Genomic DNA, 23,460 nt, shown 5'->3' on the forward strand with positions numbered 1-23,460 from the left:
AAACTATTTTAATTGGTTAATGAATTGATTTCAATAACAGTGGTGTTCAATTTTCTAATCGCTTCGATGTAATTACTTTGAATTTCGGTGCTTTGATTAATAAGCATTACCAATTCCAGATAATTGATGTCGCCATTGATAAATTTATCATTGGCGGCTTTAGTTACTAAATCAACATTTTTCAACGCTTGACTTTCGTAATAGGCAATAGTTTCTTTGTGTTTTTTAGATTCTTGAATTAATTCCTTATACTGACTTTGCAATTTTAATTTTTCATTATTCAAATTATTTTCTGCAATTTGACTGTTGATTTTTAATGCTTTTTGTCTGTTTCTTATGGTCGAATTAAAAAGTGGTACTGCAACTCCAAATTGTCCGTAAATGCCATTATAGCCGTCTTTAATCGCAGTATTTGCTTTGAATGTCTGCCAATAAACACCGCCTATTAATTCGGGTAATTTTTTAGATTTTTCAAGTGAAATTTCCGCTTTGCTGCTATTCACTTCTTGCTCAAATAATTTTATACTGGGTTGATTGCCAATAGCACTTTTATCTGAATTTTCGATAAAATCCATTTTGAATTTATCTGAAACGGGGATAAAGTCTTTATCAGAATTAAGTAAATACTTGAATTGTGATTGTATTATTTTATAATCACTTTGTAATTCCAGAAGTTGAATTTTTATTTGTCCAGATTGGTTTTCAGCGGTTGCTTTTTCTAATATATTACTTTCGCCTTTGTCAAAACGAAGCATTGATTTTCTTAAAAATTCGGAATAAATACTATCGCTTTTTAGCAATAATCTTTCCTTTTCTTTTAGATACATTATTTCGTAAAACACGATTGTTACCTGTCTGGTCAATCCCTTTCTTTGCAAAGCTTCGTTCCATTGCCCTTTTTTGGCTTCTTCTATTAAAAGTTGTTTCTGCCTTTTGTAAACGGTTGGGAATTTTATGCTTTGCAAAATACCAATTTTCACATCATTTGCATTGCTGTTAAACTGACCGTATTCCCCAATAATTCCCGTATTGAGAATATCATAACCTGTCTTTGTCATTTTTTGTAAATACTCGGAATTTAATTTTTCGTTTTTAATTTTGATATTGTTTTGCAAAGCAATTTCAATGGCTTTATCAATTGAAATTTTTTCTTGAGCATCTGCATTTTGAAAAGAAAAAAACATTCCCAAAACAACGATAGTTGTAATTGATTTTATCTTTTTTGGTTTTAATTTAATTCCTTTTTCAAACATGATATATAAAATTGGTAAAACAAATAAAGTTAAGAACGTTGCAATCAGTAGTCCGCCAATTACCACAGTTGCCAAAGGTTTTTGTACTTCTGCACCAGAACCATTGCTTAATGCCATGGGTAAAAAACCTAATGATGCTACAAATGCAGTCATTAAAACAGGACGTAAACGTATTTTGGTACCTTGTAAAACAATCGCTTTTAAATCGGTTTCACCCGATTTTCGAATGCTGTTGAATTCTGCAATCAATACCAAGCCATTCAGAACTGCTACACCAAATAAAGCAATAAAACCAACTCCGGCACTAATGCTAAACGGCATTCCCCGCAACGCTAAAAAGAAAATACCTCCAATTGCCGAAAGTGGGATTGCGGAATAAATCAATAGCCCTTGTTTTACGGAATTGAATGCAAAATAGAGCAAAATAAATATTAATAGTAATGAAACCGGTACAGCAATCATCAAACGATTTTTGGCTTCGTTTAAGTTTTCAAAAGCACCACCATAAGTAGGATAATAACCCGCAGGAAATTTTATTTTGGTTTCGACTTTTCCTTGCAATTCTTTCACGATACTTTGCACATCACGACCACGAACATTAAAACCAACTACAATTCTGCGTTTAGCATCTTCTCTTTGTATCTGATTTGGGCCTTCGGTAATTTCAACTTTGGCCAATTGAGATAAAGGAATTTGCGAACCCGTGGACGTTGGAATTAATAGATTTTGAACATCCGATAAATCTTTTCGCTTTTCGCCTTCTAATCGAACTACTAAATCAAACCGTTTTTCACCTTCGTAAACAACTCCTGTGCTTTGTCCTGCAAATGCGGTGTTTACTATTCGATTAATATCTTCGATATTTAAACCGTATTGTGCAATAGTGGCACGATTGTAATTGATCACAATTTGTGGCATTCCTGTAACTGTTTCTACATAAAGGTCAGAAGTTCCTTCAACGGTATTAATTACTTTGCCTAATTTGTTAGCATATAATGCCAAGGTATCTAAATTTTCGCCAAATATTTTGCACACTACATCTTGTCTTGCTCCTGTCATTAATTCATTGAAACGCATTTGAACTGGGTATTGAAAACCATAAGAAACGCCTGGAACGGCTTCTAATTCTTTTGCCATTTTTGCTGATAATTCATCAAAAGTTTTAGCAGAAGTCCACTCGCTTTTGTCTTTTAAAATCACCATCATATCACTGGCATCAATTGGCATAGGGTCGGTTGGAACTTCGCTACTTCCTGTTTTTCCAACTACTTTTTCTACTTCTGGAAATTTCTCCAATAATATTTTTGCTCCTTGAGAAATGGCTGTCATAGAAGTTTGCAAATTACTTCCCGGTAAAACTCTTGTTTCTACAGCGAAATCTCCTTCTTCAAGCGAGGGCATGAATTCGCCTCCCATAAACGAAAGTGTAATCAGTGCTAAAACGAATAACCCCAAAGTTGTTGCGATAATTGTTCTCGGTATTGCCAATGCTTTACTTAAAAGAGGCTGATAGAAATTCTCCAATTTCTCCATCATTCTGTCTGAAAAATATTTTTTACGGCTTATGTTTTTGCTCAAAAATAAAGCGGTCATCATCGGGACATAAGTCAGCGACAAAATAAATGCGCCAAATAATGCAAAAGCTATAGTTTGTGCCATTGGTAAAAACATTTTCCCCTCAATCCCCCGTAAGGTGAAAATTGGGATATACACGATTAATATAATCAGTTCACCAAAAACAGATACATTACGCATTTTTATAGATGTTTTTAATACTGTGTTGTCCATTTCTTGCTGTGAGATTCGAGAAGCTTTCCTGCTGTGTAAACTAAACAAACAGGCTTCAACAATAATAACAGCGCCATCTACAATCAATCCAAAATCTAATGCTCCTAAGCTCATTAAATTTCCGCTAACGCCAAACATATTCATTAGGATTACTGCTATTAACATCGCCATAGGTATAACCGAAGCTACAATCAATCCTGCTCTTACATTTCCTAAAAAGAAGATCAGTACAAATAGAACTATTAATGCTCCTTCCAATAAATTTTTTTCTACTGTAGAAATGGAATTATTTACCATTTTGGTTCGGTCTAAAAAAGGCTCTACAACAACACCTTCAGGTAAAGTTTTTCCAATTTGTGCGATACGGTCTTTGATGTTTTTTATAACTACATTACTATTTGCCCCTTTTAACATCATCACTACTGCGCCCGAAACTTCGCCTTTGCCATTGTAAGTCATTGCTCCGTAACGAATTGCGCTACCAATACGAACATCGGCTATGTCACGAATAAATAAAGGGCTTCCGCTATTAATGTTTTTAATAGAAATGTCTTTTATATTTTCGATAGTATTAATTAATCCTTCACTTCGGATGTATAAAACTTTAGGCCCTTTTTCGATATAAGCACCACCTGTATTTTGATTGTTTTTTTCTAAAGCAGAAAAAACATCGGTAATTGTAATATTGTACGATTGCAATTTATTGGGGTCTATGGCAATTTCAAATTGTTTCAATTTTCCACCGAAACTACTTACTTCTGCAACACCTTCAACCCCTAATAATTGACGGCGAACTATCCAATCTTGGATGGTTCTCAACTCGGTTACATCATATTTTTTTTCATAACCGGGTTTTACTCTAACCACATATTGGTATATTTCGCCCAGACCAGTTGTTACCGGTGCTAAAGATGGTTCTCCAATGCCTTTTGGAATTTGGGATTTGACAGCACTTAATCTTTCTGTTACCTGTTGTCGTGCCCAATACACATCCGTATCATCATTAAAAACAATGGTTACAACTGATAAACCAAAACGAGAGAAACTACGAATTTCTTTCAGTCCCGGAATATTACTATTGGCTTGTTCGATTGGAAAGGTAATGAGGCGCTCAATATCCGTTGCTCCAAGTGATGGTGCTGAAGTGATTACTTGAACTTGATTATCCGTAATGTCTGGTACAGCATCTATGGGTAGTTTTGTAAATTGATAACTACCATATCCAATAAGGGCAAAGATAAAAAGCCCAATGATGAGTTTGTTTTTGATTGAAAACTCAATGATTTTATTTAACATAATTAGTAAGATTAATGAAATTATAACCAAAAGCATTTTGCAAAAAGCAAATACTATTAGTAAAGGATAATGTAGTAATTAGGAAAATTTATAAAATCTCTAATTACTGATACTACATTAAAGAATCATTAAAATAATTTGGGCGGTTGCCAGATATTTGCAAAAGCAAAAGAAGAATAAAATTGTTGACAAAAGGGAATTTTAATTTTTGAAGTAATTAAAATTATTTTTCTAAACGAAAAAAAAGTTTGATTTTCAAAAGCAATAATAGTGTTAACCGAATGGGAACAGACTGTTTTAAATGGCAGGTTTTGGTGGTCGTGTTTATTATTGCCCGAATGATTTGTGTTTTTGTTGTAATGTATATTCAAAAAATCGACAAAAGAAATACTGTTGTCGCTCTCTTCGTGTTCAATATAATGATGCATTAAGTTGGGTAGTTTCAACAATTGCCCCATTTCAGTGTTAGTACACAAAAAAATAAATAGGAGTGATATGGCAATTGATTTTTTCAAGATTGTAAAAGTACAGTATTTATTTAATAAAAAATAGTATGTGGTTTTATTCACATACTATTTTCTGTAATGTCTTTTTACTTTTATAAACATAGATAAAATATTATTAGGCAAGACGATATGCACGGAATGAAAAGGTGATAAAACTCGTAATTGTTTTATGAAGTTAATCATTCCTTCGGCATGAAATATATTATTTATTTGTGAAAATAAAAATTTAAAAAATTCCAAGTTACATCCTTAAATAAACCGTAAATTTATATTAAATTACTGAATAATAGTACTTTGCATATAATTCAAGCGTTTTTTAGTGATAAAAAGTATTGAGAATTTGTATTTGGTTGATGGTTTAATTTAAAAACTAGAACGACAACTATGAAAAAATCAAAACAATATGGTGAGTTCTTCAGTCGTACTCTGCGTAAACTCTTCCGAACTACCGAAATCGAATTTGCAATTGTTACCACATTGTATGCACTGCTGATGCTCACTTCCTGCAGGAATTCAGAAAAAAAACAGAAACAAGTTGAACAGAACCATCCTCAGCAAAAGAGAGAAGAAAATCACAACCATGAACATAGCGAGCATTCACAACAAATGAATGAAACTCGCGAATGGTTAAAACTGGAATTGGGCGAAAAATATAGTCAGCCCATATCTTTTGGTACAGAGAAACAACTTGTACACGGCAAAGATATATTCACAAAATATTGTGCTATTTGTCACGGTAGCGGCGGTAAAGGTGATGGTCCAGGGGCAACAACATTACAACCAAAGCCAGCCGATTTTACTGACCCTGAACATTCGTCATTTTATTCAAATCAAGGACGAATATACCTCATAAAAAAAGGAATGAAAGGAACTGCAATGCTAGCATGGGAAAACACTTTGGGCGAAGAAGAAATCCTTTCTGTTTATGCATATGTAAATTCTCTAAAAAATTCAGACGAAATGATGGAACACATGAGCAAAATCATTAAAAAAAAGCATGAATAATTCAAATGATAATAACCGAAGTGCTTTTAAAAGGAATGGAGAATATTTCAAATTCAGAAAAGCAATTGCAAACAAATATATATCGTAATTATGTATCAAGTAATGGTGAAAATTCTAACAAAAGTATGGGTATGCACCATTATAGTATTACTACTATGGGGCTTTTCGGCTAAGGCACAACAAAGATACCAAACTAGGGAAGGAAGTATTGAGGTTATTGGCTCGCACAAAGATTCCATAATAATAGCCAATAGCAATCATTTGTTTGTTTTAATCAATTATGAAACTGCTGAAATCGGATTAACACTTAATCTGACTACTTTACGCACCACAACAGATTCATTGAATGTAAAACTTATTAAATCGTCCATAGGACCCGTAATCCTGAAAGGAAAACTGAACATTCCCTACGTGAAGACATTAGAACATCCAGATTACAAACTAAATTTCGAAGCAGAGCTACATTTGAATGGAATGGTGAAAACAATATATGTAAATGGATTGCTTAAACACATTGCAAGTAACGAAACCATTTCCTGTTTGCTTACACTCAATTTTAAATTGCGGTTAAGTGATTTTGGGATTGATTTGCCAGAAGGATGGAACAACGAGATAACGATACAAATTTTTCAGGCATTGCTTAAGAAATCAAACCAGTGAAATCCATTCAAATCAAATAACAATAGCTTCACTGAGAAAGTGTTGCATAAAAAACAGAAACATGAAAACACATAAAAAATTATTCCCCCATTTAATTGGCCTTCTTTTCCTCGCTATTGCCGGATGCGGAGTTTATACGAATATCAGTTCCGATTATGATCGCAGTGTTGATTTTACAAAATACAAAACTTTTGCATGGCTACCGGATAAAGACACAGCTCAAGGCGAATATAATAACCAGATTATTCGCAATAATACGCGTAACTATTTCACTCATTGCATGGGGGATAGAGGATACAAGATAAGCATTGATACACCAGATGTTTTTCTTGACTTAGTTATCACTGCCGTTAAAAAGGAAAAAATAGTCAGTACTCCTGCTTATACTTATCCTTCGGGCTGGTACTATCACAACCCCTATTACTATCATTATCCCAGCAATCACTATTACCTCCATCACTATAATTACAACTATACCACTTATGTAACCCAAAAGGTAGAATATACAGAAGGCGCAATCACGCTGAATATAATTGACAGGAAACTGAATAGGCTTGTGTGGACGGGAACTGCTAAAGGGGATTTATATGACCCTTCTTATATCGGGGATAATCTACATCCTGCTGTGTATGACATTCTTGATAATTATCCCATAAAACCTCTTAATGGACACAAACGTCCGAAAAAAAAGATGTAAACTATATAGACTAAATATAATGGAAAAAAGTTCAATTCATTAGAATCTCTATTGGTAATGACCAGATTAAACAAGAGACCAAGAAAAATTCATGAATACAAAACACCTATAAATCTTTTTCATAATATATTTACAATAACGAACTTGCATTAGGTTGTTAAATCTACCAGTAAGTTCAACAATACCGTACTACAAAATGGATATGTGTTTGTCCATTGTTTAGTGTTTTATTTACGAACAATCTCCACAGAACATTTTGCATGTAATGCCACCGCTTGGGAAACCGAGCCAAGTAGAAAGCCTTCTAAAGCCCCATGACCATGAGCGCCAACGATAATCAAATCGGCACCGAATGTTTCAGCTTCTTTGAGTATTGCACTTTTTGGAGAACCATCAATAACTATTGTAGTTACAATTAAAGTTGGATTTTTAGCACGCAAAATTTCCACTGCATTTTCCGTGATTTTCTCTGCGGCTTTAAAAGCGTTGTGGTCAATTTCAGCATAATACTCATGTGAAACTCCCATTGGCTCAAGAGTATTTATTAGTGACATTCTTTTATAAACAGAAACAATGCATACTTTAGTGTTCACTGGAAATAGTCTGTTTGCAACTTCGTTAACAGCTGCTTTGCTATACGAAGAACCATCTGTAGCTAGGAGTATCTTCATAGCTCTTTTTTCTTTTTGAATTTTCATTTTAAATAGATGGATTTAATTATTGTTAATTTATTTTTTTACGAGAGTCATCCCGCATTTAGGGCAACTACCTGGCATATCTGATTGCACTTCGGGGTGCATCGGGCAGGTGTAGGTGTCCGGTTTTCCCTGATTATTTTTTCTGTGTCTCATCCTCATCATAGGCAAAACACAGCAAGCAGCTAGAATAATTGCGAATATTATCCAGTTATAATTATTCTGGTTTGCCTGTAGTAATTGTGTTAAAATGATAATTGTTGTCATCGTGATTTGTTTTTATTGTTGGTTTTTTTTGATGCTTTAAACAATGTTATAGATTTATCTATAAATATTCGATAAGAATTGCAATTAGCAGTACGGTGAATAAAAGCGATCTAAAAATACTAATCTTGGATTCCGCGGATGATATTGCTTTTGATTCCTTGTGCTCATAAGATGACGGAGCTAAAAAAAAAATGCAAACACTTCACTGCACATTCTGACATGCTTCGTTACAACTTTTAATTTTTCGATGACTCATCCTGTTAAATTTCAATTGTGAATGAATTTCCGTAGTATAAAGGTAGCTTTTTAAGCTGTAAATGGCGAGGGAATTTTATAAAAATAGTTACTTAATTTACACACTACCAAGTATGTATAACGGAATTTAAGAAATTGTAACTACAAAAAAAGAGGCTGTCTCAAAACTAAAACAAGTCCTTGAGAATTGAATATTCGAGACATAGTCTCCGATAGGAGTCCGAACAAAAAAACAGAAAAAGAGGCTATTTCACGAATTGTGACACAGCCTCTTTTTACAAATTTTAAATTTGAGTTTTTCAATAATTCAAAGTAGCACCAAAACCCAATCCCATATCACTATCATAGTGCGTAGTTATTCCAAAGGTTCTTTTGATAATATAACGTAAGCCTGCCATATATTCTTTGTCGGTATTCCACATTAAACTCATTCGTAGTCTTTTAGAAACCGGGATATCTTTTCGTTCAAACTGTAAACGTACATTTCCATCGGTGAATACTTCGACTTGTGCCATTATAAGCATTGGCAAAGTATAATTAACCCCTGCACTAAAAACAGCTCTCTTGTCTTTGGTATTTGTTTGCCCAAATAGATTTCTTTCTTGCTCGTCTATTCCCATTTTTCTATATCTCCAATCAAAACCTACAAAAGGCATAATCCATTGCATTTTGTCGATATATCGCCCAATATGAGTTTCGGTTTCGTAGCCGTGCATAGTTTTGTAACCCAAACGCCATTCTGTTCCTATGCTCCAACGTGTACTTTGATACATTGCTTCTCCATCGTTTCCGTTTGTGGCAAAATCATTTTCGGCCATAAAATGAAATTTTCTATCGTCTGCAAATAATTTGCGTTGTGCCAATTTAGGGTTTGGTATTTCGGGATTTGCAGGTGAGTTTTCATAACTAAAAACCCTGCCCATTCCGCTCATCATGTGGTATAAAATATGACAATGAAAAAACCAATCGCCACTTTCGGTGGCTGCAAATTCGAGCGTATCAGTTTCCATTGGCATGATGTCAATGATGTTTTTCATTGGAGCGTAATCTTCTTGTCCGTTGATTACCCTAAAATCATGTCCGTGCAAGTGCATTGGATGACGCATCATAGAATTGTTGTGAAGTATCATGCGTACGATTTCTCCTTTTTTGATTAAGATTTTATCGCTTTCTGAAACTACTTTGTTATCCAGACTCCAAACATAACGATTCATATTTCCGGTAAGTTCAAACTTTAATTCTTTTACTGGTGCAACTTTAGGAAGGGTTGTCTTGATTGGAGATTTCAACATGGCATAGTTCAAGGTCACGATATCAGAAAGTGCATTGGAATCATATTGATTGTCCATCCCGTGCATTTTATGGTCTCCCATATTCATCGCATCTTTTTTCTCATTGCCCATATCCTTATCTTTCATTTCCTCTTTATTCATCTCCATTCCATTCATTTTATCTCCCTCCATATTCATGCCTGGCATTTTATCGTCGCCTTTTTTCTTTAGCTCGCCAGTTATTTCCGGATACATGACTACGTTCATGTCCATTTGGTTAAGCGACATCTGCATTCCCATATCGTCTAGATCTCCGTTCATTTTCATCATGCCGTTCATCATCTTCATTCCTTCAAAATATTTTAACTTGGGTAGCGGAGCCGTTAATTGCTTAATACCATCACCTAAATATAAGGAAGCTGATTTTGTGCGATCTTCGGATGTAACTAAAAATTCATAGGCCGTCTTATCGGCAGGAATGGTAACGATAACATCGTAGGTCTCGGAAACCGCAATGATTAACCGATCTGCTTCAACGGGTTCTACATCGTTACCATCGCTTGCTACAACAGTCATTTTACCTCCGGCATACGTAAGCCAAAAATAAGTGGAGGCACCGCCGTTTGCAATTCGTAATCGGACTTTATCGCCTGCTTTAAATTGTGAAAGTTGGCTTTCGCTTTTTCCGTTTATTAAAAATTTATCGTAGTACACATCGCTCACATCCATCGCGTTCATTCGCTTCCATTCGTTATTAAGTTTGGTTTTGAAATAGCCGCTTCTTATGGCTTCTGCATAACTTTGGGTTGTTCCTTTTTTAATAGCAAACCAATCCGAAGCATTATGCAACATTCGATGTACATTATTGGGATTCATATCTGTCCACTCACTCAAAACTATGGGCACGGTGGGAATGTCAAGTTCTTCTCTTTTATTCATAATAAAAGAACCGTACATTCCAATTTGTTCCTGCAATCCTGTATGACTATGGTACCAATGGGTTCCGTGTTGAATAATTGGAAAGGTATACAAATGCGTAGTGTGCGGCTTTATGGGCATTTGTGTAAGGTTGGGTACGCCATCGTATCGGTTGGGTAACATTAGACCGTGCCAATGCAACGATGTTTCTTCGTCCAATTCATTGTGCACATAAATTTCAGCGGTGTCGCCTTCTGTAAACGTGAGCGTAGGCATAGGTATTTGTCCGTTTACGGCAATGGCTCTTTTAGGCTTACCTGTGAAATTTACGATGGTGTCTCGCACATATAAATCGTATCGAACTGTTCTTGGCGGTGTATTGTTTACAATTGTTTTTATAGAGCCTAAGTTTGCTTTTGGCATATCCATATTGCTCATGTCATGATTTTTAGGAGCCTCATTAGTATCCGTTTTCATATTGTCCATGCTGTCTTTCTTTTCAGAAGTCTTCTTCATGGGCATTTGCATTTTATCATGCTTTTTAACTACTGATTTCTTAACTGATTTCGGTTTTTCCTTTACCAAAGTCATCCCGCATTTAGGGCATTTCCCTGGCTTGTCAGCGTGAATTTCGGGGTGCATTGGGCAGGTGTACGTTACGGGCTGTACCTTTTGCGCCTTTTCTTTTTTTGACATATCCATACCTTTCATATCCTGTGCTTGGGCAGAGGAATAAATAGACATAATGAATAGTAATACTATAATTTTTTTCATTTTTTTAGTTTAAAATTGAGTGACTAATTCTTATGGAATTATTTGTCTAATTCTTTGAGCTTTGCTTTCATCTGGTCAATCTCTGCCTGTTGGCTGGTAATGATATTTTTAATTAATTCCTTTATTTCGGGGTCGGTAACCGATGCCTCTTTCCCCATTAATATTGCTGCGGCATGGTGCGGTATCATTGATTTTAAAAATTCTCTATCTCCAACCGCTGCCTGTTGCCTAATACCTGCAAAAAATAGAATGAAAGCAATAAAACCAGTAACAACCAGTGAAATATTTAATTTCTTATTTCCATACATGCTACCCATTACTAGAAGTTCAATTATGAGCATCGGCATGGTCATCAGTCCAGCCATGTAAAATTGGTTTATATTGGGTATTACATTGGCAAAAACATCTACCATTGCATACATTAGCGTATACATCGCTACAAACGACAATACTATCATAAGTGCTAATTTCTTGTACATTGATGAACCTGCTTCTTTTGTGTGTTGCTGTGTTGTGTGTTTCATTTCCATAATTTTTGGTTTAAAAGTTGGTTAAATTGATTTTGTTATTTTTTCCATTATGGAATAATCTGAACCAAATTTGCATATCGCATCACATTGACTTCGCAACTCTGAAAACAAAATGTATTATAATTTGTATTTGTTAATTTTCTATTCCATTCCGCCAGCTTCGGACCAATAACTTATTCCATTCGGTTTTTTGCCTACTGCAATTGTATTAATTACTTTTTGAGTTGCCACCTCTATTACTGAAACAGTATTGTCACCACTATTGGTTACATAAACTGTTTTACCGTCTTTGCTAACCACTACACCGTGTGCCTTATTACCTACGGTTATAGTTTTAATAACTTTGTTACTGGTTATGTCAATTACAAAAACTTTATTTGAAACAGGTCTACCCATTGTTTCCCCTTGATCGGCTACATATAAAAATTTGCTGTCTGGCGTGGCATATAATTGAATTGGACCTTGCGCATCATTTGGCAATTTTATTCTTGTTATTTGAGCATTTTTAATATCATATTTTACTACTTCTTTAGTATCATACAAACTCGCAAAAATAAATTTTTCATCTTGTGTAGTTGCAACTTGCACAGCCACTCCTCCCAGTGGAATGTCTGTTATTGTGCCATCAGCAATAGTAACGATCGACAAACTTTTTGCATCCATATTTGCAACATAAAGTTTTCCGTTTTGATGTCTAAAACCGTGTGGTAAATAGCCTTTTCCTAACTCAAATTTTTGAGTTATTTTATATGTTTTGGCATCAACTTGAAATATCTGATTTGTTTCATTTGCAGTTACATAAGCATATTCTGATTTATTATCTAAAACTACATGAGCCAGATGCAAATCCTTACCAAGTTCAATACGCTTTTTTATTGAATTAGTGTTTGGATCGATTACTATCAATTGGTTTGTTGCTGTACTATCCATAGGTATTGCCGTCACCCAAACAGATTTTCCATCAGGTGCAACTTGTACGTTATGAGCCATAAACATCATTCCTGAAGAGTCACTAATTGATATTTCTGTATTTTTTGTACTGTCCTGAAGGTTTATAACAGAAATACTACCTCCATCCTCATTGGCTACATATACTTTTGCTAATTGCATTGTTTTTTTTGGATTATTGCAGCTGCCAATTATTAAGCCAGCCACTACTAATACTACCATAATCTGAAATTTTTTGAGTACTACAAGATTTTCCATTTTTTTATTATTTAAGTTGATTTTGCTACTTTTTCCATTATTGAATAATCTGAACCAAATTTGCAAATCGCATCACATTGACTTCGCAATTCTGAAAACAGAATGTATTTGATATTCATTTTTGAATTTTTAATAACAGGTCTATTCAATTGTTGTATCACATCTTTTTCGCGACTGTCCGGAATGATGATATAAAATACCTCTTCGCCATTGGAAATACTAAAATATAAATCAGAAAGACGTAAAATACCTGAATAAATACTGGTGCTTTTTTCTACTTCAAAAGCTCCGATGATTTTGTTTGTTCCTTTTTTAAACCAAAGTACATCAATGAGTTTAATCGTGTTTTGGGTGTCTTTGTCCGTTGGTAATTCTGGAAATTTACTAATTGATATAAACGAAAAACTTTGACCATTAAACGCTTTACTTTTATCATTACTGGCTGGTGTAACGTCATACCCCAATGAAACTCCAATTTTAAGTAAGTGGTATTGCATTTCGTTATGAAGATTTTCTGCCAATTTTTCTTCCTGAATTTCTTTTTGTCGTTTTAAAATATTCTTTTCAAATCGAGTACGTTCGTCTTCGCTTAAATATTCATCGTTCCCAATTAGCATTTTTTGGGTTCCAATTTCAAAACACAACCCTGCAATCGCTCCTAAATCATTTGATAATTCAGATTTATATTTGCTGTTGGTTTCTATTAATGTTTCTCGAATTTTAAGATATTCTGTCCAACTTCCTAACTTCTTTTTGTCTTTGAAAAGAAAGTTAAATCCGTTGAGAATTGCCGTATTGAACGGCGGGCACCAAGTTGGGTGTAAAAAATATAAAATACTGGCTACTGCCGGACCTAAACCTTTTATTTTTAATTCATCTAATTTTACAATCTCTTTTACAACTTGTTCTTCGGTTTTGGCATTGATACAGTTTTCGAGAAATTGCCCAAAAGCGATTTTATTATTTTGATTTTCGTAAATATCTGGAATTCTTAATTTTGGTTTCCAATAAAAAGGATGTGCAACTCCAACAAAAATTTGTTTTTGTTCTGCAATACAACTCAATACAAATTCTAAACTACTGCCTTTAAAATCATTCGGGAAAGTTTTGTTTTTTATATCGTCAATGACTTGTAAAACTCCTCTACGAATGGTTCGAAACGCTTTTAGTCTTTGGTCGTTATCGACAAACCAAGTATTGTAAACACTTTCGGTATCGGTTTTGTATTGTTGAATGATTTGAGTAAGGTTATTCATTTTAATTCATTATATAAATTTCTATTCTTATTTTCTAAAGTTTCAAACGTCTTAATCTTAACGCATTTACAATTACGGATACTGAACTAAAACTCATTGCCAAAGCTGCTATCATTGGCGAAAGCAAAACTCCAAAAAACGGATACAAAACCCCTGCAGCAATTGGAATTCCCAGTACATTATAGAAAAAGGCAAAAAACAAATTTTGTTTAATGTTACTCATTACTGCGTGGCTCAAATTTTTGGCTTTCACAATACCTTGTAAATCGCCTTTTACTAAAGTTATTTTAGCACTTTCTATCGCCACGTCAGTTCCGGTTCCCATGGCAATTCCGATGTCTGACTGTGCTAATGCAGGGGCATCGTTGATGCCGTCTCCTGCCATGACGACAATTTTTCCTAGGGATTGGAGGCGTTTTATTTCATTTAGTTTGTCTTCGGGGAGGGCTCCTGCGATGAATGAACTAAGGCCGAGTTCGGTGGCAACGGCTTTTGCGGTGTTTTCATTGTCGCCCGTTATCATTATTACTTCAACACCCTGACGCACCAGTTCTTTTATTGCTTCTTTGCTTGTCTCTTTTATCTTGTCTGCAATGGCAACAAAACCAATTACAATTCCATCTACAGCAATATAGGAGACGGTTTTTCCTAGTTTTTGTTCGGCTACAATTTTATTTTCCAATTCATCAGAAACTGTGGCGTTCACTTGCTCTATTAGTTTTTTATTTCCGAGTGCCACTTTTTTATTGGTTACCGTCCCAATAACTCCTTTTCCAGCAATAGCTTCAAAATCCTTTACTTCGATTAATGAAATGTTTTTAGCTTTCGCAAAATTGACTACGGCTTGCGCCAATGGGTGTTCGCTATACTGATTTAAGGAAGCGATGTTTTGCAATAAAGAATTTTCGTCATTTTGCACTGAAAATACTTTTTCGACAGAAGGCTTTCCTTCGGTAATGGTACCTGTTTTATCGGTTATCAGAACATTTACCTTGTTCATATTCTCTAAAGCTTCGGCGTTTTTTATCAAAACTCCCGATTGCGCGCCTTTCCCAACACCAACCATCACCGACATTGGTGTGGCTAATCCCAAAGCACAAGGACAGGCAATAATCAATACCGCAATTGCATTGATAAATCCATAAACCATTGCAGGTTCCGGTCCAAATTTTGCCCAAACAAAAAAGGTTAGTACAGAAACTACAACTACAATTGGGACAAAATATTTAGCAATGCTATCCGCGAGTTTTTGAATGGGTGCTTTTGAACGACTGGCATCATTTACCATCTTAACAATTTGCGAAAGCAAAGTTTCTGAACCAACTTTCTCGGCAATCATAACAAAGGATTTATTTCCGTTTATGGTTCCCGCTATAACGGAATCATCCCTTTTTTTATCAACAGGAATAGGCTCTCCTGAAATCATAGATTCATCAATAGTGCTTTCTCCATCAGTAATTTTTCCATCCACTGGAATTTTATCTCCCGGTTTTACTCGTAATAAATCTCCTTTTTTGATGTCGTGAATCGAGATTACTTTGTCCCCTCCTTCGATAACCAAAGTCGCTTCGGTGGGTGCTAATTTCAATAATTCTTTTATGGCACCACTGGTTTGGCTGTGTGCTCTTGCTTCTAATAATTGGCCTAACAAAACCAAGGTTAATATGACCGTTGTTGCTTCAAAATAAAGTAACACTGTACCGCTTTCGGTTTTAAATTCATCTGGGAAAATATCAGGAAAAAACATGCCAACCAAACTAAACAAGAAAGCTACTCCAGTACCAATTCCTATCAGCGTAAACATATTGAGGTTCCAAGTAATGATCGATTTCCAAGCACGAACAAAGAACATCCAACACGCATAAAAAACCACGGGAAGCGTCAATATCAATTGTACCCAATTCCAGTATGAAATGTCCATTATCTTTTCTAACGGATTATTTGACATCATTTCTATAGTAGCTATTGCGAAAACAGGAATTGTAAAGGCTGTTGCTACTTTCATTTTCTTAAGCAAATCATTGTAAACCTTTTTGTCCTCACTATCTGTAGGTTCCATTGGTACTAGATCCATTCCGCAAATTGGGCAGGACCCAGGTTCTTCTTTGATTACCTCGGGGTGCATCGGACAGGTGTATAATTTTTTGACCGTAGTCAATTCATGAACTTTTTCTAAATTCATTCCGCATACTGGACAACTGCCGGGTTTATCGTAAACCTTGTCTCCTTCACAATGCATCGGGCAATAGTATTTGCCTTGAGCATTACTTAGTGCAGGTATTGTATTCCTGTTATCATTAGTTTTAGTACTGCAACACGATTTTACTATTGGCTCATTGACAGTTTTGTGAGTTGTATCGTTAGAGTTACTCATTTCTATAGTGTACTTTCCAACGGTTGTTAATGTCTCTTGCAATTGATCCAATGGAATGTGTTTTTCCATTGATATTGTAGCAATTGGAGGATCCAAAGTAACCGTTGCTTGAATTCCTTCAATTGCATTTAATGTTTTTTCCACTTTAGAACGACAGCTATCGCAAGTCATTTCCGTAATCTTATAAGTATGTATCATATATTTTTTAAAATAAAATTTACTCTTTCATTTGGTGTTAATAATGGAACAAAAATGACTGGGAAACGTAATGAATTGTAAACCTCAATAATTAATCTATGAATGGTTTTTTGTGCTTCTTCGTCTTCTGTTCTTGCATAGTCTTTTGTAAATGGTAATCGGTCTAAAATAAAAATCTTTTTATAAGATACCCTCTTAATGGCATTAAGTAATTTTTCGTCATAATCAAGATTTAAAAACTGATAATAGGCCATCGCATCAGGAATAGCCCTGTCAAGAAAAACAGTTTCAGTAGGTGATAATTCCGCTTCTTGTTTAATTTGCATATCTAGCACAGCTAATTGAAATTTTCTTTTGTTTTCTCTTATTTCTTCTAGACTTTTACCTTCTTCCCTCATACTATCAATATAATGCCTAGCGTGCTCAATAGTTGTTTTATAGCCCCTTTTAGATAATATATCAATTACTGTTGTTTTACCTGTACTGGGTCCACCTGTAATAACGTACCAATTGGTATCTGCTTTTTGATTATCCATTTTCATCACTTTTAAAATTGTAAGTAGAATATGCTTTATTCTTACTAGTTTCAATTCGCTATTTATTTGTTATAGTTTTCCAACCGTTATCAATGATTTTTGCATGACAGAAACTGTACTATTTTTTTCATTTTAATAGCGAATAAGGGTGGATTTAAAGTAATTACCGCCACAATTTCATTGCGTTTTTTTTGATTTTAGAACGGCAGCTATCGCAAGACATTCCACTAACAGTATAAGTATGTGTCATTTATTTTGTTTTTTTATATTACATTTCCATTCCTTCCATAGGGTCGCTTCCTTTGCGGAATTTATATTCACTGTTTATGGCATAGGCTCCGGTTATCACTACTTTTTTTGTTGGATCTATTTCCGATTTAATTTCAATCATCCCATTGGTTTCCAACCCTGTTTCCACCATTAGGCTTTCAAATACTCCTGGTCTTTTTTCAATCCAGATATAAGAAGCATTTTCTTCCCTGATGACAGCATCAGTTGGTATAAATATCCCTTTTATATTCGATTGTGTCAATTTTGCAATCGCCTGCATTCCGGGTTTTAACACCAAATTTTGATTGGGTATTTCCATTCGGATCAAAAGCAGTCTGGTGTCTGGATTTATTTCCGGATTGATAAAGGATATTTTTGCATTTATAGTTTTATCAGGATAATCGGAAAATGAAACTTTGGCGTTTTGCCCAAGGTGCATGCTTTTCGCATAGTTTACGTTTACTTGTGTTTCAAGCCAGAGACTATTTAAATCTGTCAATTTAATTATACCGGCACCTTCCATCGCATAACTGCCTTCTGTTGCTATTATCTCTGAGATAGTTCCACTGCTAGTACTGTAAAAAATAGTGTAAGGAGAAATTTCTTTACTCGATTTTATAGTTTCAATTTGGGCATTGGATAAACCAAAGAATAATAGTTTTTGTTTGGCAGCAATGAGCATCGTACGTGCATTTTTTCCAAAATCACCTGGCATGGTAAGTTGTTTGTATGCTGTGAAGTAATCTTGTTTGGCTATGGCAATATCTTCACTATATAATTGATATACTGGTTCGTTTTTAGCAACATAATCTCCAACCGTTTTGAAGTATAACTTTTCAATTCGCCCCATTGCTCTAGCAGAAATGGTTTTGATTTTTTCTTGATTAATCGTTAAAACTCCCGTATAGGCTTGTTCTAAACTGCTTTGACTTTCTGCAATAGTTTGTGTGGTGATGTTTCCCAATTGTATTTGTTGCTTACTCAAGCTTATTTCGTTAGCTTCCGTATCACCACTTTTTATTTGGGTTAAAGGCATATGGCAAATAGGGCATTTACCCGGTTTGTCTTCCTTTACCTGTGGATCCATCGAGCAAGTGTAGAAACCACTTCCTTTAGCTTGATGAGTACTTTGGTCTTCCTTATTTTTAGTATTACAAGCTACAAGCGCAGAGAATAGTATAAATAGAATACTGATTTTTTTTAATGCCTTCATGATTACTCGGTTTTAATAAAGCTTTCGCTATCAATTAAATATTGTGCATTGTTGGCAATGGTATCTTGAATAGAAATCCCATTAATAATTTGAACAAAATCATTGATTTCAATTCCTGTTTTTATTGCTGCTGCTTTAAAGCCATTGTCCATTTTTATAAAAACTATTTTTTTGTTTCCAATACTCACTAATGCCTGTTTTTGCAACCAAATAGCCTTAATGGGATTTGTTTTCACAATGCCTTGTAATCGGATACCAATAGGTAATTTTAATTTATTGTTGTTTAAATAAACTCTAATTCTATTGGATTTATCCGTTGGATTGAATTGTGTTTCTATAAAATTTATTTGTGCGTTGATGATTTCATTTTCGTCTAACTCTGATGTAATAGCAATAGATTGATTTGTTTTGATTAGGTTATTGTATCCTTGTAAGACATTAAAAACGCCCCATACTTTATCGGTATTCCCTAATTTAAAAACAATCTGACTTTTTTTGATGTAGTCACCTTCTTTTATTGCTAAATTTTCTGTGATTGTATTAGAATTTTGCATTGTCACATCGGCACTTTTGGTCATGCTTTCCGTTCCCTGTATAATTCCGTTAGCAGGACTATAAATGGAAATTACCGGGTTTACTCTTTTGGCGGAAGACAATGAATTTATCTGATTTTTAGTCATTCCATAAAGCAATAATTTTTGCTTTGAGGCTTTAATAATTGATGTATTATCGGAATCATTGGAAACTAAATAAATAAAATTTTGCTGTTCTGTCAATAATTCAGGGCTGTATAAATCAAATAATTTCTGTCCTTTAGCTACTCTTTGGTACTTATAGTTTACATACATTTTTTCTATTCTGCCACTTATTCTTGCCGCAATATTTACAGACGAATTTGGGTCGTAAGCGACTATACCAGGTAAGTTTATCTCACTACTTAATGTAGTGTCTTTAGCTGTTGTAGTTTGATAATTCCCGACGATAAAATTATCGGTTGGTTTTAAAAGGTTTTCAATTAAGTTGCTTTCCACAACATGATTTTGGACTGTTTTTTTCACCAATGCCATTCCGCAAATGGGGCAATTACCAGGCTTATCTCGGATAATTTGCGGATGCATAGGACAGGTGTATACTTCTTTTTGATGCTTATTTTCTACTGGTTCATTTGACTTTGTTGCAAAGAAATATATTGCCAATCCAATAATTGAAAGGACTATAACTACCAACCCATATTTTAAATATCTGTTCATATTATTTAGTTTCCAGTTGTTTTTCAATTTCCACTTGTGCATTCAAAATGGATTGTAATTTATCTAAAGCGTCAATCTGTGCCATATTTAATGCTTCCCAAGCATCGAGAGCAACAAACAGATCTCCCGTATTATTTTGCCATGCTAAAATGGCAGTATCATAATTTCTTCGTAAGGCTGGAATGATATTTTTTTCAGCAATATCATATTGTTTTTTCAGGTTTACCAATTCAGTTTGCATGCCTGAAATCATGCCGGAGGCCTCATTAAGAATCATTTGTTTTTGCCAATTAAGGCTTTCGTTTTTAATTCGAAAACTATTGATATTGGCTTTATTCATTTTGGTAGACCAAGGCATAGGGATAGTAACCATTCCCATTAAAGTAAATTGTTGCGGTTGTTGACCAAATGCAAACATATGTTCATATCTGACACCAAAATCGGGTAATAATTTTGTCTTTTCGGCCTCTATTTTCAGATGATTTAACGCCATTGTTTTTTCAATAGCCCTAACATCGCTTCTGTTTTGAGAAAGTGATGTTGTATCTGATGGCATCACATTAAATTCATTTAGTTTATAGGTTGTATCAATATCAAATGAGATATTTTTATCCCTTGCCATCAAAGTATTAAGCATAATCCGTTTTTGGGAGATGTCATTTTGTAGCATAACTATCATGCTTTGTAATGCGCTGTATTGCGATTTGGCTTTGTAATACGTTGGCAATTTATCCATATTATACTGGTAGCGAATTTCCATACTTTTAATCATATAGTCCAGAAGTAATAAATTATCGTTGGCAAGTTGCATTTTTTTATTCAGTACCAGCCATTGGTAATAATTCGTTTTTGCAATGGCATTTAACTGATTGATGGTGTAATTTTTGTTTTCGGCTTCGACCGAAGACATCGCATTCATATAATTAAAATCGGCTTTTAGTTTTGAAGCATTAGGTATCATTTGGGTTACACCTAACATATAGAATCCCATACCAGACCCCATGTCATCGGCTTTCCATAATTTAGTATTGTAAGGAGTCATAAAAAAACCTGTACTCACTTGTGGTGCCATCCAGCTTTTTGCACCTTTTGCCGCTGCATCCATACTTTGTATATCAGCATCGTACATTTTTAACTGTGGATTATTCGTTTTGATAGTCGTCAAAACGGTATCCAACGAAAGTGTTTGTGCAGATACATTAGCAGTGCATAAAATCAAACAACTTACAACGAAATAATATTTAATGTTTTGCATCGATAAGATCTATTTTACCTTTTGTTCTTAATTCACGAAGTTTTGACATTTCGAAAACAACCGGTGTTACTAATAATACATAAATAGTCGAGGTGATTGTACCACCAATGAGAGGAACCGTGATAGGAAGCATCACATCAGCACCCGTCCCAGTTGCCCAAAGAATAGGTATTAATCCAAATAATGAAACGGAAACAGTCATTAGTTTTGGTCGCAATCTTTTGGCTGAACCATCAATAATATATTCTCTCAAAATATCTTCTGTAATTGTTGCTGTACTGTTCCCATGTTTTGCTACCATTTTGTTCATCGCCTCATTTAAATAAATTGTTATTAGCATAGCCGTTTCTACAGCCAAACCAAACAGTGCAATAAAACCAACGGCAACGGCTACCGATAAATTAATACCATAAAAATAGACCATAAAAACACCTCCAATTAAAGCAAACGGCACCGTTATCATAGTTATCAGAGCTTCTTTCATGGAACGATACGTAAAGTATAAAACAAGAAAAATAATGATAACTACTATAGGCAAAATCATACTTAAAGTTTTGTTGGCTCTAATTTGGTTTTCCCATTGTCCGCTCCATTCTATATAATACCCTTTTGGCATTTTAGTCATCATCGCATTCAGTTTTTTCTGTGCTTCTTTCACTGTGCTTCCTAAATCACGCTCCCGAACATTAAACAATACGCTGCCACGAAGCATTGCATTTTCACTGTTTATCATGGGCGGACCATCACTTATTTTTACATTCGCAACCGTTTCTAACGGAATTGGTCCAAATTGCATCGTTTGGACTTGCAGTTTTTTCAAGGCTTCCAAGCTGTTTCGATATTCTTGTGCATACCTTGCATTTACCGAAAAACGTTGTCTTCCTTCGATAGTTGTGGTGAGTTTCATTCCTCCAATAGCCGCTTCAACAACAGTATTGATATCGTCAATTGAAAGGCCGTATCTACCAATTACTTCCCGTTTTGCTTCTATGTCAATGTATTTTCCTCCGGTTATGGGTTCGGCATATAAATCTTTTACTCCGGCTGTGCCTTCGAGTGCTTTTTTTATTTTTTGGGATAATGCGTTTATTGTATCTAAACTTGCTCCGTAAATTTTAATTCCAACATCGGTTCTGATACCTGTCGAAAGCATGTTGATGCGATTGATGATGGGTTGTGTGAAGCCATTAGTTACACCAGGAATTTGCAGTTTGTTGTTTATTTCATTAACAACATCATTTTTTGTTTTGCCTGCTCTCCATTCTTGTTGGGGTTTTAGTAAAACAATCGTTTCAATCATGCTTATCGGGCTGTTGTCGGTTGCTGTATTAGCGCGTCCGGCTTTTCCCAAAACGTGAGCCACTTCGGGTATCGATTTTATCAGCTTGTCCTGAATCTGCAAAATCCTTTTTACTTCAGAATTGGAAACATCAGGCAAGGTTACAGGCATGAACAATATGGAACCTTCATCCAATGGTGGCATAAATTCTGAGCCCAGACGCGTAAACATCAATACACCAATTAATAGAGCAATTATATTGATGCCCAATACTGTTTTTCGCCATTTTAAACAAAGTGTTAAAATTGGAGTATAGATGCTTTCCAGTTTTCTATTAATTGGATTTTTGTTTTCTGGGCGAAGTTTGCCTTTGAGTAAAAAACTAATTAGAACAGGCGTAAGTGTAATGGCAAAAAAAGCATCGACAATGAGTATAAACGATTTTGTCCAAGCCAATGGGCTAAAGAGTTTTCCCTCCATGCCCGTAAGTAGAAAGACTGGCAGGAAAGATGTAATTATAATTACGGTTGAATAAAAAACACCTGGTCCAACTAGTTTAGAAGAGCTTTCAATAAGTTGCAACTTTTCATCAGAAGACAACGGGTCGTTTTCTTTTTTGAATATTTTTTTTAGTTTATCTTTCATATGGCTGGTATTTATTGTTTTTTATCGGTCATATGTAATCGCCATTCTTCATTAGTGCTTATA

At 34.8% G+C, this 23,460-nt stretch carries 16 protein-coding genes and 1 pseudogene; 3 read left to right on the top strand and 14 right to left on the bottom strand.

Annotation, left to right across the window (positions count from 1 at the left end):
* Window positions 1-8: 8 nt before the first annotated feature.
* Window positions 9-4,337, bottom strand: a complete 4,329-nt coding sequence (locus ACNQGH_RS13530) for a CusA/CzcA family heavy metal efflux RND transporter (protein WP_417956541.1) — start codon at window positions 4,335-4,337, stop codon at window positions 9-11.
* Between the two features lie 890 nt (window positions 4,338-5,227).
* On the opposite strand from ACNQGH_RS13530, the gene ACNQGH_RS13535 reads away from it, so the two are divergent.
* From ACNQGH_RS13535 to ACNQGH_RS13545, 3 genes are all read left to right on the top strand, one after another.
* Window positions 5,228-5,848, top strand: a complete 621-nt coding sequence (locus ACNQGH_RS13535; RefSeq protein WP_417956542.1) for a c-type cytochrome — start codon at window positions 5,228-5,230, stop codon at window positions 5,846-5,848.
* Between the two features lie 90 nt (window positions 5,849-5,938).
* On the top strand, window positions 5,939-6,508 hold the full coding sequence (locus ACNQGH_RS13540) for a hypothetical protein (protein ID WP_417956543.1): 570 nt from the start codon (window positions 5,939-5,941) through the stop codon (window positions 6,506-6,508).
* Between the two features lie 61 nt (window positions 6,509-6,569).
* Window positions 6,570-7,205, top strand: a complete 636-nt coding sequence (locus tag ACNQGH_RS13545; RefSeq protein WP_417956544.1) for a DUF4136 domain-containing protein — start codon at window positions 6,570-6,572, stop codon at window positions 7,203-7,205.
* Between the two features lie 227 nt (window positions 7,206-7,432).
* Here ACNQGH_RS13545 and ACNQGH_RS13550 read toward each other — a convergent pair whose 3' ends face one another.
* The 13 genes and pseudogenes from ACNQGH_RS13550 to ACNQGH_RS13610 form a co-directional block, all read right to left on the bottom strand.
* Window positions 7,433-7,876, bottom strand: coding sequence for a universal stress protein (locus ACNQGH_RS13550; RefSeq protein ID WP_417956545.1), 444 nt, complete (start codon window positions 7,874-7,876; stop codon window positions 7,433-7,435).
* A gap of 60 nt (window positions 7,877-7,936) precedes the next feature.
* Window positions 7,937-8,065 (bottom strand): annotated as a pseudogene (locus tag ACNQGH_RS13555) (heavy metal-binding domain-containing protein); the annotation flags it as partial.
* A gap of 656 nt (window positions 8,066-8,721) precedes the next feature.
* Window positions 8,722-11,385, bottom strand: coding sequence for a multicopper oxidase domain-containing protein (locus tag ACNQGH_RS13560; protein ID WP_417956546.1), 2,664 nt, complete (start codon window positions 11,383-11,385; stop codon window positions 8,722-8,724).
* 38 nt (window positions 11,386-11,423) lie between these two features.
* Entirely contained in the window at window positions 11,424-11,909 is a 486-nt protein-coding gene (locus ACNQGH_RS13565; RefSeq protein ID WP_417956547.1) for a DUF305 domain-containing protein, read from the bottom strand.
* Between the two features lie 147 nt (window positions 11,910-12,056).
* Complete coding sequence (locus ACNQGH_RS13570) at window positions 12,057-13,085, bottom strand: Vgb family protein (RefSeq protein ID WP_417956548.1); 1,029 nt, start codon at window positions 13,083-13,085, stop codon at window positions 12,057-12,059.
* Window positions 13,086-13,132: 47 nt separating this feature from the next.
* Window positions 13,133-14,377 carry a hypothetical protein gene (locus tag ACNQGH_RS13575; protein ID WP_417956549.1) on the bottom strand — a complete coding sequence of 415 codons (1,245 nt, stop codon included), beginning with the start codon at window positions 14,375-14,377 and terminating at the stop codon, window positions 13,133-13,135.
* A gap of 34 nt (window positions 14,378-14,411) precedes the next feature.
* The gene (locus ACNQGH_RS13580) at window positions 14,412-16,949 is read right to left on the bottom strand and encodes a heavy metal translocating P-type ATPase (RefSeq protein WP_417956550.1); all 2,538 of its coding nucleotides are present in this window, start codon (window positions 16,947-16,949) and stop codon (window positions 14,412-14,414) included.
* Window positions 16,946-17,485: an AAA family ATPase gene (locus ACNQGH_RS13585; RefSeq protein WP_417956551.1), complete on the bottom strand. Its 540-nt coding sequence runs from the start codon at window positions 17,483-17,485 to the stop codon at window positions 16,946-16,948. The genes ACNQGH_RS13580 and ACNQGH_RS13585 overlap by 4 nt, the downstream gene beginning before the upstream one ends.
* Before the next feature lie 163 nt (window positions 17,486-17,648).
* Entirely contained in the window at window positions 17,649-17,735 is an 87-nt protein-coding gene (locus ACNQGH_RS13590; protein WP_417956607.1) for a cation transporter, read from the bottom strand.
* Window positions 17,736-17,753: 18 nt separating this feature from the next.
* On the bottom strand, window positions 17,754-18,968 hold the full coding sequence (locus ACNQGH_RS13595) for a heavy metal-binding domain-containing protein (protein ID WP_417956553.1): 1,215 nt from the start codon (window positions 18,966-18,968) through the stop codon (window positions 17,754-17,756).
* A gap of 2 nt (window positions 18,969-18,970) precedes the next feature.
* Window positions 18,971-20,218: a heavy metal-binding domain-containing protein gene (locus ACNQGH_RS13600; RefSeq protein ID WP_417956554.1), complete on the bottom strand. Its 1,248-nt coding sequence runs from the start codon at window positions 20,216-20,218 to the stop codon at window positions 18,971-18,973.
* Between the two features lies 1 nt (window position 20,219).
* Window positions 20,220-21,473 (bottom strand): TolC family protein, encoded by a 1,254-nt coding sequence (locus ACNQGH_RS13605; protein WP_417956555.1) that lies wholly within the window; start codon window positions 21,471-21,473, stop codon window positions 20,220-20,222.
* A complete protein-coding gene (locus ACNQGH_RS13610; protein WP_417956556.1) occupies window positions 21,460-23,397 on the bottom strand; it encodes an efflux RND transporter permease subunit in 1,938 nt (645 codons plus the stop codon). The genes ACNQGH_RS13605 and ACNQGH_RS13610 overlap by 14 nt, the downstream gene beginning before the upstream one ends.
* Window positions 23,398-23,460: the final 63 nt, after the last annotated feature.

The sequence above is a fragment of the Flavobacterium kochi genome (assembly GCF_048286715.1).
Classification (GTDB): Bacteria; Bacteroidota; Bacteroidia; order Flavobacteriales; family Flavobacteriaceae; genus Flavobacterium.